The 13,008-nt window shown below is 44.6% G+C and carries 16 protein-coding genes, 1 tRNA gene and 2 pseudogenes; 12 read left to right on the forward strand and 7 right to left on the reverse strand.

Going from position 1 to position 13,008, the window contains the following annotated elements; genetic code table 11:
- Positions 1–114: 114 nt before the first annotated feature.
- Positions 115–1,308, reverse strand: coding sequence for a relaxase/mobilization nuclease domain-containing protein (locus D7X94_RS16890; RefSeq protein ID WP_120428923.1), 1,194 nt, complete (start codon positions 1,306–1,308; stop codon positions 115–117).
- Positions 1,308–1,598, reverse strand: a complete 291-nt coding sequence (locus D7X94_RS16895) for a plasmid mobilization protein (RefSeq protein WP_120428925.1) — start codon at positions 1,596–1,598, stop codon at positions 1,308–1,310. The genes D7X94_RS16890 and D7X94_RS16895 overlap by 1 nt, the downstream gene beginning before the upstream one ends.
- A 512-nt stretch (positions 1,599–2,110) precedes the next feature.
- Here D7X94_RS16895 and D7X94_RS16900 point away from each other — a divergent pair.
- The 7 genes and pseudogenes from D7X94_RS16900 to D7X94_RS16935 all read left to right on the forward strand — a co-directional run.
- Positions 2,111–2,323, forward strand: a pseudogene (locus D7X94_RS16900) (TnpV protein); the annotation flags it as partial.
- 211 nt (positions 2,324–2,534) lie between these two features.
- Positions 2,535–3,038: an RNA polymerase sigma factor gene (locus tag D7X94_RS16905; protein ID WP_442857925.1), complete on the forward strand. Its 504-nt coding sequence runs from the start codon at positions 2,535–2,537 to the stop codon at positions 3,036–3,038.
- Positions 3,028–3,939 carry a zf-HC2 domain-containing protein gene (locus D7X94_RS16910; RefSeq protein WP_120428930.1) on the forward strand — a complete coding sequence of 304 codons (912 nt, stop codon included), beginning with the start codon at positions 3,028–3,030 and terminating at the stop codon, positions 3,937–3,939. The genes D7X94_RS16905 and D7X94_RS16910 overlap by 11 nt, the downstream gene beginning before the upstream one ends.
- Positions 3,940–4,374: 435 nt before the next feature.
- Complete coding sequence (locus D7X94_RS16920; protein ID WP_120428934.1) at positions 4,375–5,592, forward strand: peptide ABC transporter permease; 1,218 nt, start codon at positions 4,375–4,377, stop codon at positions 5,590–5,592.
- On the forward strand, positions 5,589–6,260 hold the full coding sequence (locus D7X94_RS16925) for an ABC transporter ATP-binding protein (protein WP_120428936.1): 672 nt from the start codon (positions 5,589–5,591) through the stop codon (positions 6,258–6,260). Before D7X94_RS16920 ends, D7X94_RS16925 begins: the two co-directional genes overlap by 4 nt.
- A gap of 548 nt (positions 6,261–6,808) precedes the next feature.
- Positions 6,809–7,237: a sigma-70 family RNA polymerase sigma factor gene (locus D7X94_RS16930; protein ID WP_120428938.1), complete on the forward strand. Its 429-nt coding sequence runs from the start codon at positions 6,809–6,811 to the stop codon at positions 7,235–7,237.
- A gap of 81 nt (positions 7,238–7,318) precedes the next feature.
- On the forward strand, positions 7,319–7,798 hold the full coding sequence (locus D7X94_RS16935; RefSeq protein WP_120428940.1) for an RNA polymerase sigma factor: 480 nt from the start codon (positions 7,319–7,321) through the stop codon (positions 7,796–7,798).
- Positions 7,799–7,862: 64 nt separating this feature from the next.
- Here the strand turns inward: D7X94_RS16935 and D7X94_RS16940 are convergent, their stop codons facing one another.
- The 5 genes from D7X94_RS16940 to D7X94_RS16955 form a co-directional block, all read right to left on the reverse strand.
- Positions 7,863–8,231: a TnpV protein gene (locus D7X94_RS16940; RefSeq protein ID WP_120428942.1), complete on the reverse strand. Its 369-nt coding sequence runs from the start codon at positions 8,229–8,231 to the stop codon at positions 7,863–7,865.
- Positions 8,232–8,375: 144 nt separating this feature from the next.
- Positions 8,376–8,464 (reverse strand) — tRNA-Ser (locus tag D7X94_RS16945).
- Positions 8,465–8,936: 472 nt separating this feature from the next.
- Positions 8,937–9,203: a hypothetical protein gene (locus tag D7X94_RS18830; protein WP_199715164.1), complete on the reverse strand. Its 267-nt coding sequence runs from the start codon at positions 9,201–9,203 to the stop codon at positions 8,937–8,939.
- Positions 9,204–9,242: 39 nt separating this feature from the next.
- Positions 9,243–9,425: a hypothetical protein gene (locus D7X94_RS18835; RefSeq protein WP_199715165.1), complete on the reverse strand. Its 183-nt coding sequence runs from the start codon at positions 9,423–9,425 to the stop codon at positions 9,243–9,245.
- Between the two features lie 126 nt (positions 9,426–9,551).
- On the reverse strand, positions 9,552–10,541 hold the full coding sequence (locus D7X94_RS16955; RefSeq protein WP_199715166.1) for an alpha/beta hydrolase: 990 nt from the start codon (positions 10,539–10,541) through the stop codon (positions 9,552–9,554).
- Positions 10,542–10,794: 253 nt separating this feature from the next.
- Here D7X94_RS16955 and D7X94_RS16960 point away from each other — a divergent pair, with 253 nt between their 5' ends.
- The 5 genes and pseudogenes from D7X94_RS16960 to D7X94_RS19395 all read left to right on the forward strand — a co-directional run bounded on the left by D7X94_RS16960 (position 10,795) and on the right by D7X94_RS19395 (position 12,794).
- A complete protein-coding gene (locus D7X94_RS16960) occupies positions 10,795–11,328 on the forward strand; it encodes a TetR/AcrR family transcriptional regulator (RefSeq protein WP_120428944.1) in 534 nt (177 codons plus the stop codon).
- 174 nt (positions 11,329–11,502) lie between these two features.
- Positions 11,503–11,695 (forward strand): annotated as a pseudogene (locus D7X94_RS16970) (TnpV protein); the annotation flags it as partial.
- A 67-nt stretch (positions 11,696–11,762) separates the two neighbouring features.
- Complete coding sequence (locus tag D7X94_RS19595) at positions 11,763–11,963, forward strand: ATP-binding cassette domain-containing protein (RefSeq protein ID WP_120428946.1); 201 nt, start codon at positions 11,763–11,765, stop codon at positions 11,961–11,963.
- A gap of 3 nt (positions 11,964–11,966) precedes the next feature.
- Positions 11,967–12,221: an AbiTii domain-containing protein gene (locus D7X94_RS19975; protein ID WP_158591070.1), complete on the forward strand. Its 255-nt coding sequence runs from the start codon at positions 11,967–11,969 to the stop codon at positions 12,219–12,221.
- A gap of 207 nt (positions 12,222–12,428) precedes the next feature.
- On the forward strand, positions 12,429–12,794 hold the full coding sequence (locus D7X94_RS19395) for a DUF3825 domain-containing protein (RefSeq protein WP_243111374.1): 366 nt from the start codon (positions 12,429–12,431) through the stop codon (positions 12,792–12,794).
- Positions 12,795–13,008: the final 214 nt, after the last annotated feature.

Below are 13,008 nucleotides of genomic sequence, written 5' to 3' on the forward strand. Positions count from 1 at the left end.
CATGCGCCAGAAACAGCAAATCGTGAACACTCTTTTTGAGCAAGGAAACGCTTAGTTTTGTTACCCCCCCCCCGCCGAAAAACTACAAAATTTCTTCGGCGTTTTCTTACAATTTCAAATTGGCGTTGACACCTGTTTTTTGCCCCGTAACAGCTCTTTTTCAGCGGGTGACGCTCTGCGGATTTTATTTTGCAGCTTTGTCCGCTGGGCGGTCAGCGTGTCCAATTCACTCTGAATGGTTTTACGGGCTGAAAGAAGATCTTCCAGCGTTTCGATACGGTTTTTTGCCAGATAGTCAACCTGGGCGGTGATCGTGTCCAGCTTTCGCAGTTCCTCTTTCATAAACGGGCTGGTGGGCTGGTAGGTCGTGCCTTTTGGCAAAATGCCGAGCTGGTACTCCCAATAGAGGAACAGCCGATAGATGTGGGAGGTTCGCTGAAACGGCACATAGACCCGCAGCTCCTCGGGCAGTTCCGGGGCAAAATTGACGGTGGGACGCTTGTTGCCAAAGCTGGCCCGTGTGCCCAGGCTGCGCCCGATGTTCTCCGGCGTCCACCGCTCGTCCAGGGTGTCCAGACGGGTGAAGTGCTGGTACTGCGGTAGGCGTATTTTCCAGTGTTTCCCTGTGAAGTCGGTGAGATAGCCCTTGCGCCGGAGATACTTCTCCATCATCTCTACCGTCCTGCTCCCGTTGACAGCCTCCCGCACATCTGCCCGGTAGATGTTGTATCTGGTGGGCTTGCCGCTCTGCTCGTCCAGCCAGACGGGACGGCTGGGGGCCTTGCGCCCATGCTCAATGACGGACAGGCCATATTCCAAGCAGAGCCGGTCTGAGGTATCCCGGAGACGCTGCCGCTCGGCCTTGGAGTAGTTGTACTTTTTGCCGTCCTTGAAAGATACTGAGTTGAAGCAAAAATGATTGTGTAGATGGCCTTTGTCCAGGTGGGTGGTGACGATGACTTGAAACCTGTCGCCCCACATCTCCTGTGCCAGCTTCACGCCGATCTCATGGCACCGCTCCGGGGTCACCTCTCCCGGTTTGAAACTTTGATAGCCATGCCATGCGATGTACTTGTCCTCCTTGCCGTACCGCTGCTTGGTCAGGATCATCTGACGGAGCACCGTCTGCTTCAGACAGTTGATTGAGGTGACAAAGGAGCCGTCCGCGGTTTTCTGTGGGTTCTGGATGTACGAAAATACGTTGAAGAAGTCCTCGGTGCCCTTGGGGATGGTTTTCTCAGGGTTTTCCACATAGGCGATCAGGTCTCCAAGATTGCCCTTGATGTGCCATAGACTGGTGGCCGCCATCACGCCACCTCCTGCAAGAACAGGACAAGTTGCTCAAGTCGTGAACATTCTTCTGTCATCTCCGGGCAGTAGACGGTCAGGCGTTCCAGCTTATCGTGGATTTCATACAAGGCGTCCAGCAGTTCCCAAAACTCCGGCGGCTGCTTGGGCCTGGTCCGCTTGCCCAAACAAATCTGCCGGAAGTATTCGGATTGGGTCAGGCCGCATAGGGCGGCGTCATGTTCCAGCTTGGCCTTTTCTTCGACCGTCAGCCTGATTTTCAGCCGTACTTTTTTGTCGTTGGTACTCAAAGTAATTCCTCCATTCTGTCAAATTTCCGCTGTGGGAGGGGGTATTCAGGGGTCTCCCCTGGGAATGGATTTTGCCCCGTGGGGGGCGAAATCCGATGCTCGCTATCCCTGTGGACAGGGGAACAGCGGGTGATGGTGTTTTACCTCCACTCAAGATTTTCCTCCCACCCCCCACTACAACTTTCAATGCCCAAAACGGAACTTTTTCTTGGGCCTTTTTCAAGTTTTTTGTTGCCAGAGCAAATAAAAAAGCCAATCACATACACAACCGCACCAGCAGGACGGCCTTCGCCCCGCTGGTGTTCATTTTGGTTTGTGTATGTAACCGGCTTTTACTGTTTCAGTCAGTACAGCCTATTCAGTTGGCGCTCCCATGAGGAAGTATTGTAGGATACCACATGGGAAAGCGGTTTGTCAATTACAAATCGGCGGATTTTACACGATTTTACAGGTCGCTCTGGAAAAATGCCCCTTTGTATGGTGTTCTGTAAAAAACAGTTGGGGAATACACAGCCCTCTGGATGGGCGGCAGGCCAAACGATTACCCTACCGACATTGACCGGCAGGCCGAGGAAATGTTCTTTCAGTTGGTAAAAGATTACGCCCAGCGGCAGGGCATAACGGAGCGGTTAAAGACTGAAAATCAGATGGAATGGGTGGGCCGGATGAATAACTGCAAAGCCCAGGCGGAAGAAGTCATTATGGCGAAATTGATTATGATTTGACAGAAATGCGGGGTAATTCCCGCATTTCTTAATAATAGCATCTTGCGTATAGGGCAAGTGGAAGTTTATACTGATTTCGTCAAAATCTAATATGCCATAAGCGGTATCAGTTCCGCGCAAATCTATGAGGGAAAACTGTTTTCAAAAATATTTCAAAAAACCTTGTAAGATTTTTTGAAATACGGAGTCTTATAAGGGAGGAGGTGAGATGGTGGCAGATTTCCAAGACAAATTTGAGAAAATTTGTATCAGATACTTCAATGATGTATTTCTTTTTCTCAAAAAGCTATCCAAAGATGAAAGTATTGCAGAGGAAATCACAAGCGAAACATTCTTCAAAGCAATGCGCTCAATAGATACCTTTCGTGGTGATACAGACATTCGTGTTTGGCTTTGTCAAATCGCAAAAAACTGTTACTTTTCTCACTTGAAAAAGCAACAGGGGCTTGTAGACATTAATGATATTGAATTTACAGATAACATAGACACCATTGAGGAACAGATAATAAACCGAAGTGATGCTATGCGAATACATCTGCTGCTGCACAATTTAGCCGAACCATACAAGGAAGTTTTTATGCTGCGGGTTTTTGGAGAATTGAGTTTCAAACAAATCGCAAGAATTTTTCAAAAAACAGATAACTGGGCCTGTGTCACTTATCACCGGGCAAGAAACAAAATATTAGAACAAATGGAGGCCAATAATGAGCGATAAATGCAATTTAATCAAAGACATACTTCCGCTTTATGTGGAAGATATGGTGAGTACGGATACAAGAGAATTTGTCCGCGAACATCTTGAGCATTGTGCAGAGTGCCGTGTGGAGTTTGAACGTATGCGGAAAGCTACGAAGTTTATCCCTGATGCTGACCCTGATACTGATATTGTGCCGTTAAAGAGAGTAAAGCGGGACTTATTTATCAAACGCTTACAGACTATTTGTTTCACGGCGATCTTGGCCTGTGCCATCGTGACGATTGTTTTCGGGATTTTGACATCACCTAAATTTTTTCCCTATTCCGATAACCTGCTCAATGTGATTGATGTCCCTGATGGGAGCGTTATCATCACCTTTGATAGCGAGGTAACAGGGTATAGCTGCAATGAAGTGTTTGACAATGAAACAGAAACGGCAATTTATCGCATAAATGCTTGGACTACCACTTGGGACTTACATTTGTCTAATCGCGGAAAACAAAATGTGGTGATACCTTTTGACCGTGAAACTGAAATTCAGATTTTCTATGCTCAAAACGATGGCTCCGAGGATGTACTGATCTATGGGGCAAATCAAAACACCGAAGAAAACGGCGTAACCCTGCCAAGACTGATCCTAATGCCGTATTTCCTATTAGCTTTTCTCGCCCTTGTTGTCCTTGTAATTCTACGAGTGCTATTGAGAAATAAGCAAGCAATCATTGTTTGGATTGACAGGGCTATACCGTTCCCAATTTCCTATATGGCAGCGCAGCTTTGCACAAAAGGGTTTAACTTCACCACATATTCATCGCAACGAGATTTTTGTATCATCATCCTGGTTGCTATGCTGCTTTATTTCGCAATGCTGACAGGAAAATCTCTTTATAAAGCAAAGCTGAACACTTCGAGGGGATAGACATGAAAAAATCTCTGTTTAGACTAACGGATATGTTAGAGCTAAGTATTGTATATATTTTTTGCTTTTCTCTCAATTTACTTTTGGATTATGCAAAGACTTTGGATTTAGATGCCTATATTCTAAAGGCTTTTTTGAAAAACTTTATTGATTACCAGCCTTTGATCGTTTCACTGTTTACCTTCATTGTGATCGTGTTCCATTATCAAATGCTGGAGAGAAAAAAGGCAGAAATATTTTGTAGAATACTTGTAGGCGGCACTGTGTTTAGCATCACCATTCGATATGTGCTGGACTGCCTCACGGTACTAATTTTCGCTTATCTTCTATCGACTTTGGTAAATCTCCATTTGGGTTTCAATTTAGCCGACAACTTTTATTTAGTCCTTATTTTTGTCACATACATACTAATCAGCGCAAGGCAGGTACGGAAATATGAAAATATTTAAGTTCATTGTTTCAAAAATATTTTTGAGAAAAGCGATACTTGGTATCGGTATCATGCTGTTGCTTCTTATGGCGAATTACATAACCTTTACTGCTGCTCGTTCCATTCTGTCAACATTTCAAGGGTATCAGGAAACAAAGTATGTAAATCAAGAGGGAGTTTACATTGCCAACTTAGACCCAAATAGTCATATTGATATGAGCATAGTTGGCGAAAACGGAACACAAGCAGTATATGACTATTTGAACAGTAGCTTTAAGTATGCTTTTTATACAGACGGGTTTATTGTATCTGTTCCCAACGGTGATGATATGAAAATATCATTGGGCTATATGAACGAGCAGTATTATAGATTAAATGAATTTGAGCTTTCGCAAGGGACAGATTTGGACTTTGATTACCAATTAGGCGGGGAAATCCCTGTTTTAATAGGAAAAGGGTTAAGCAAAACATATCCCGTTGGAGCAACAATAGAAATGGAAGAATCTGTTCTTGGGCGGCCTTTGACGCTAAAGGTTCAGGGCGTATTGAAGCAAAACGCCTACCACTCTAATTTTTATGCCCTCAACTCTAAGGCATACTACAATTTCTCAATCCTATTTCCAGTGAATGAGGAATTTATCAATCATGCGAACATGGACATCAAATTTAATGGCCTCATGGACATTATACTTTTGGACACCTCAAAAGAAGAAATAGCGGATTTGAGTGAGGTTATTAAAGATAATTTGGGTTTAAGTTTCAATTTCTTTAGCCAAAAGGAAAACTACGATTATTTCAACGAATACTATCTTCACTCACTAAAAATTATATTCATAACGACCTTTATTCTGCTGATCGTCATAACTTGTCTTTCTGTATGGAACGCATTGGTGAGTGTTCGCCTAATGCTGAAAGACTTTACGATCAATCTGTTGGTGGGATTAAGCTACTCAAAGCTGAAAAGAATTTTTTATGGTTACTTTGGGATGCTCTCCTTCGTTAATGTAGCGTTGATTGCCACATTCACCGCTTTTAACCGATACGGGTGCTGGTTAAGGAAAGACGCTACCTTTGCCACTTACGGATTGTTTGGTTTGATAGGAATGGACTGGCTGGCTTTGTTGCTGGTTGTCGTTTCTGATATTGTTATTGGAATAATTGTCGTCGAAAGTATGTTGTGGAAAATCAAAAAGGTTCCAATCTCCTTGGGGGTATTGCAATGACAAAGATTATTGATCTAAGCATTAAAGAAAAAATCTATAAGAGCAAAAAGGCGCAGATTTCAATACTAAATGATTTCAGGCTTGAAGTTGCCGCCGGTGAAAAAATTGCCATTGTAGGCGAATCGGGAGCGGGCAAGAGTTCTTTGCTCAATATCATTGGATTGCTTGATCGAAATTATGCCGGTGAATATACGCTTTTCGGTTCTCCGACAGATCAGTTACATACTAGTCAGTTGGCGCAATGGCGAAATCAACGGATTGGCTTTGTTCTTCAAGAGTCGGCACTCATTAACTCTTTGACGGTTGAAGATAACATCAAACTGCCGTTTCTCTATGCCAGTCCTGACAAAAAGGGTGTTGGGGAGATTGAGGATTTCGATGCTGTCGTTAGTGCGATTGAGATCAGGCACATACTAAAAAAGAAACCTCTTGAATGTTCTGGCGGAGAAAAGGCCAGAGCTATATTTGCCAGAGGAATTATCATGAAACCTCAAATTATCTTGGCCGATGAGCCTACGGCATCCCTGGATGTGGAGAACAGAGAAAGAATTGTTGCCTTGCTTTTTAACATGAACAAAGAGTTTAACACCACTATCATTACTGTAACTCATGATTTGGAAATAGCCAATCGTCATGATAGAGTAATCCATCTTGAAAGGAGTAAATAAAATGGGATTTTTTGCGATGATTGCGTCAATGCTGCTGGGGATATTGTTTGTTGCAATCGGGATTTCCCGCAGAAAGCAAAAGGGGTGGCCTATAATCCTTATCGCACTCGGAATTGTGTTTGTCCTCATTGCGGTTTATTTGGGATGGCCTAAATAGAAGTCAATAAAAGCCAAGTCTGCCCAGCGGCAGAAAAGAAAAAACCGCTGCTGGGCAGGCCAATTCCTCATGTCCAAACGCTCTTTCCAGCGGCGGTTTTGATTCAAAGCCGCCGTTTTTATATCCATTGGCGGCACATAGGAGGATGCCGCCATGCGATTACAGATAGATAGTCACTTGTCAAAAAAAGCCTGACCCCCACAGCGGCGCACTCCACCCAAGTTTGCAAAAATAGTCGTTTTTTGACGGCTCATACTGTTATGCCCCGCGCCCGAATGGTCTTGCACCATACGGGCGCTTTTCTATTTCCGGGCCAGCGACACCGGCCTCGCTGCCGTTCCCCGCCCCTCCTATCTGAATTTTCTAAAAATTCAGATAGGAGGAAACGGCCATGTCATACAATCATGGCAAAGAAGAACACAAATGGCAGCGTTGGAAACAGGCTGAAGAAAAGGTGCTTCGGGCCTGCGGCATGGATGAAAGCACAATTGAACAGCTTCGCCTTTGGGACAGGGCTATGTTCAATTCGGACAGGCGCTTTTATGAAAAGTTGCAGGACACAGGTACATATCTTGATAGCATTGTCGGGAGCAAAACATCAACCGAGATTTATACGGTGGAAGATTTGCTGAATGATATTGAAAATGCGGAACTGCTCAAAACCCTGCTGACAGTGGACAAGCTCACCTTGCAAATCTCTGTGCTGAAAATGAATGGATACTCGACCAATGAGATTGCTGTGCTTGTCCATCTGTCCACGGACGCCATTTATAAGCGGATAGCCGTACTGAAAAAGAAATTGAAGAAATTTCAAGGGTAACTCCAAAATTGCATGTCTCCACGGGCTGCTGGGTGAGAGGTCAAGTCCTCTCACCCAGCTTTTTCGTAGGAGGACGAGCGAATGACGTTCATGGATAAGGTCTATACGCTTCGGACGGAAGTCCGTGGCGATGGGAAAACGGCGTATTTCATCAGCTTTGCGGATGGGCAAGGCGAGTTTTACGATTTGGAGGTATCCGAGCCATTTTTTGTGGAATTTCGTCAAATGGAGCGCAAAAACCGCAATCTGCAACAATCTGACTGGCGGCATCAGGAAGCGTCAGATTTGTGGGATGAAACGCTCTATAATCGGGCGTTCAAAGTACCCAAAAGCGTTGAGGAATTGATTTTTGACGCAGAACAGCGGGAACTACTCAATAAGGCTATTGCTGCGCTCCCGAAAATCCAGCGGCGGCGTTTTTTGCTCTACCATGAATATAACTTCAACTATCGCCAGATTAGTGAGATGGAGCATTGCAGGCCGCAATCAATCAGGCACTCGGTCATACGGGCCAGGGAGAAAATAAAAGCCGAGATAGAAAAATACCGGGCTGGACAGTAACAGACTGCCCCGCATCTTTGGACATAGGGCAGTCTGCTAAATGTTCTCTACAGGGTTCTTAATGTCAGGCGTAAATCAACTCGTTATAGATAACTTCCTCTGCCCGGTTTCGGGCGCTGTTCATTTGCCTGACCCATTCCATCTGATCCTCAGCTTTGAGCTGTTCCGTAATTCCTTCCCGCTTTTCCAGTCGCTTGACCAACTGGAAAAACATAGCCTTTGCTTGAGCATCCACTTTAGACAGGTGGCTGTCCAGCTTGCCGCTGAGAAGTAGGGCGGTATAGATAGGCTCTCTTTGCGTTTTCAGGTAGTGTTTCCGTCGCTGACCCCAGATACCAACAGAAATGCTTTCAGGTGGGAGTAGATTAGGTAGAAAATAATCGCCCTCTCGATGATAGGTTCCGCCCATAAGCTCAAATAATGATATTTCCATGATATAGTCCTCCGATATGTTGAAAATTCCTGCAATTCAATCACATTCGGCTGATTCCACAAAAGTTTTGGGAGGAACTTCCTTACGAAGTTCCTCCCAACTACGCGGTTTTTTTGCCCAAATATCTTTTCGGTTTTCCTAGGATGGCGGAGACGGTGGGATTCGAACCCACGGTACCGTGAGGTACAACTGATTTCGAGTCAGTCCCGTTATGACCACTTCGATACGTCTCCAAATATATTAACCTGAATATCACAGGTCAACAGCTATTTGATTTTCTTAGAATTTCCGTTAGAGCCCGCTCACTTTCGCAACCGCCAAACTCCCGCAGCCCCAGCATTTCCAGGGCCTCCCGGCCTCACCGTTCCACTCTCCCCACAAGATTTCAGGCTCGGCTCGTTGCGCCTGCTTCGATAACTCTTCATTTGATATTTGCATACACAATCCTGTTCTCAAAATAGTTTCTGTATAAAACTCCCTATCTTACTCCACTGCCTTAGACATCAAGAACAATTTATAGATTATTACAATGGGTCTATTTTACCTCTCTATGAAAGAAAAGTCAAGTCAGATAAACAAATTTATGGTCTTAAGCAGGTCACCTTATTCCTGAAGCTGGACTCCGCCATGCACAGAAAAGAGAGGCTTCCCCTTTTTTCCTGTAAAGGGCTCGTAACCGGATTGTGATACTATTGTAACCCGCATTCACTTGACAGGCTTAGAGAGAAGCGCGGCGGCGAATCCTTCCGCGCTGCACCCGGTTACAACAACAGCATCCGGGTCATTGGTCCCGGCAAGTTCCGCTACCTTTTGCATCGCCTCGGTATAGCTCACATAGCCGTTGTGATAAAGAATTTTCTCTTTTCCATCGTGGTCAGTATAGTGAAGCCCCCCAGTTCCCGCATGAAAATCCCTGGTCGCATATAGGGAATAAGATGATATTTCAATTTTTGAAGGGACTGCCCTCCACATCCGAAGCGAGGCCGCCCATATTCATGGTGACATTCGCCATCATATCAGGCCAGACCATTTTGTATTGTAAGTGTCGTCCTTGGCTGTCTCATCGTTAATGCTGACACCACCCGCGAAGTAGACCATCACTTTATTTTCGCTGCCCTTTTTGGACAGAGCGTGGTAGCTGTTCCCCCCAGAGTCCTTCATCGCCGCGCTCTCGATTCGGCACCATTTTCCCATGGCTGGATTTTCCTTGAGATTTGGGTATCTCAGGATAAAGAAGTATACCAGTAGCGCACCTATGATGAGAACCAAAAGGAATGGTCCCCAGGACTTTCAGTGTGATTTTTAGTGCTTTTGCCGTGGTCATTGCTCCTGGCTTACAGGCATATGTTTGTCGAGATATTCCTCAATGGTTTCCATGTATTCTTTGTATATTTCGTCATCGTTTTGCAGTCCGTGGCCGGAATGGGAACATTCAAAATATTTGTAATCCACATGGTGCTGCTTATATGCCTCCAGCAACCTCTGGGAACCTTTATATGGCTGGATCCTGTCGTGCCTTCCATATGCGACCACACTCGGAACAGTATTTTCATCCACCCACATGACTGCCGATATGGGCTTTAACTTTTCTATATAAGAGCCGTCCTTTATCATTTCAGGTGTCAATTCCACACCGCCCATAACACCTAAAAGACCTGCAGCTCCTTCTCTTGATTCATCCGTGTCTCGATCAAAGCCGTAAATATCCCAATCTTCCGCATAAAAGCTGGAAGGCCCCACAGCGCCAAACAATAATTTGACCGGAACCGGCGCTTCGTCCGCATCCCTGTAAGCGTAAATCATAGCAAGTACATGACCGGCTGAACCGCCTGCCATAGCTAATTTATCTATATGGTATCCAAGCCTTTCCGCTTCTTCTACGACCTTTGGCATAGCTTCCTTAATTTCCATTGACTGTGAATATGCGCTTTTATTATTCGTTTCGTTACGCAGAGTGTAGTTGATTCCTGCCGCAACATAGCCTTTGGAACACAGCCATGAAAGCATTTCGGCGTCCCCCGATTTATCCCCTTGTGTGAATCCGCCCGCATGGAGATAAACCACAAGGCCGTAGCTCTCTTTGCTTCCGTCTGCGGGGATGTACAGATCAAACTTATTGGCTTCGCCGCCGCCGTAGGATATGTCTTTATAAGCCTTTCCGATCTCATCCGTTAACTGAACGGAATATTGTTTTACCCATGAGGGATGAATCGCAAATTTTGAAGCTACACCAATCCCAAAAGAGACAAGAAACACTGCCATACAAATAAGCACAAACATACCTCTGCCTTTCTTCTTTTCTGTTTTCATAGGAAATTACCTCCGAACAATGTTCCTCCGAGCAGGAGATTCATAATCCCTCGGACTGCCAGCCGCCCCAGAACAAAGGCAGCGAGCGCGATAGCCAGTAAAATAAGTGGGCGTTTTCCCATTTCCCTTACTCCTTTTCCATCGTTACACGATTGACAAATTTGATTTGTTGTATTAAGATATCTATGATATATTTGTCTCGGCGATATGATTGTATCATCGAATTGTTCAAGTGTCAATAGGAGGCGGTAAAATGAAACAAATCCCCAAAAATGTATCACCATTCAGCAATGAGGCGAGAAACGCTTATGTTAAGGAGCATATCACCACCGCAATTTTAGAGCTGCTCCGAGAAAAGCCCATTGGGGAGATATCCGTCAGTGAACTCTGTGAGCTTGCGGGGATCGGCAGGGCCTCATTTTACCGCAATTTTGAGAGCAAAGAGGATATCATAAGGGAGTATGTCCGTCAGCTTTTCCAGGAGTGGACTTCCCAGGCGGACAAAAAGGAAAACAGGCCGTTGAGCGAATGGCTCGGCCTGATGTTCGCGCACTTTGAAAAGTATAGGAACTTTTACGGACTGCTGAATGAGCGGGGGCTAATCTATCTTTTGAAAGATGTGATTACCGGACTTTGTGGACTGAAACCTGGACTTCCAAAGGTTGACGCCTATGCGAAGGCTTATGCAGCCTATACACTATATGGCTGGGTCGAGGTGTGGTTTCAGCGGGGAATGGTCGATACGGCGGAGGAGATCGCGGAGATGTTCAGGGCGCAGGGACTTTGAAAGAGTTGGCACCAGAGAAGCACGAGAGTTCAGCAGAGCTGAACTCTCGTGCCGACTGATGTAGGACGGATTTTGCGGACATTCAAAATAAAAGGCATATAGAGGAAACAGACAATGGCAAAAACGATTTTTGAGGAACTGGACGGCAAATACGAGCGGTAAGGAGATTATTTAATATCGTGCTTAACTGTACCTGTCGAAAACGAACAGCCGATAAGCACATGGGGACAGCGGCATCTGAATTATCTGAAGCAGTACCGCAGGGTTACATACACAAATCTTCTCACAAGTGGCAGGCTTAACTTATCTTGCCGACATCGGCAGGCAGGCGCAGGAACGCTTTGAAAGGCTCATAGAGGGCATGAAATAGGCGCAGGGCATAACGGAACACCGAAAGGAAGAAAACGCTTTATGGTGATTTTGCCTTAAAAGGCATCTCCTTTTATTTGCCAGACGGCTGTATCACGGAATTTGTCGGAATCAACGGAGCGGGAAAAACCACTACTCACCGAAGCATCTTAGGGCTTACAAACAAAGTATCTGGAAATATAAAGTTTTTTGGCATGAACATGGACGGAAATGAAAATACAATATATTTAAACACCTCTTTGAAAAGAGCGAAAGTAATATTTTAAAAAATTGGAAGCACAGAATTAAACCAGTGGATTAAAAATGAGATTGAAGGATATAAAGATTTAGAGGATATTCCCTCATATAGAAGAGCAAAATGTTGTTTAAAAGGTTGTTATATTGAAGGTGGGTTGAATTGTAAAAATTTATTAATTCCTATTGATAATGTAGAGGAAGAAATTATAGAAGGATTGACGTACAATAATGCAGATCAATCTATTATGCTTTACAAGAAGCGATTAAGACAGGACAATCATTTGTAAGGCGGCTAGAACCTTATGAAAGTAAATGGCTGTCTGCTAAGACAGGACGGATAATTTATGAAGTCGAAGTAGAAACAGATACTTCTCAAGTGATGAACATTATTCCAGTCGTGGTAAATTTATTATTAGAAACATTTCTTTTGCTTGAAAAAGAATTTGGAGTATTGTGGGATACACAGTCAGATGTTTTGTGAAAGAAACAAAGCTATGGAAACAGATTTATTTGAGTTTGCATATGTGCCAGACTGGTACGGGCAGCTTGAGGAACTAGAAGGGCTGGTGCTGCCGGAGCCGTGGAAATTTAAGCGGCCGTCTGTTGAAACGAAGAATCAGGATATGCCTATTTTAGAGAGGTATATACATACCGTTTTCAGGAAACAGAGCATTGATTTTAACTCAGCGAATGATGCTGTGGAGGCAGCACGGTATTTTCATGTGGAAAATGAATGTGCTTGCTTCCATACAGGGCTTTATACGGGACGGTATAAGGCAGTCTATGGGTTTTTTGACCGGAATAAGAGGCGTGATTCCATGCTGGACTGGTATTTCAGGGGGTTCTATATATTTCACTGAGGCTGAAATATATAGAACCCCTGCCAGAGCGGTCGCATTACCATGCCCTTCAGGAGAGCACAGGTTTTATTCCGGACTGGCCTGTCAGGGTAAAGGTGGAACACATTTTAGGGGATGAAGAAAATATGGAGTCCTGCAAACAAAAGTCAAGCCCCAAGATAGAGGAAATAGAAAATTTTTTAGAAAATGAAAAAGTGTATACCAAACCAAGCCT

This window comes from Acutalibacter sp. 1XD8-33 (genome assembly GCF_003612555.1).
Classification (GTDB): Bacteria; Bacillota; Clostridia; order Oscillospirales; family Acutalibacteraceae; genus Acutalibacter.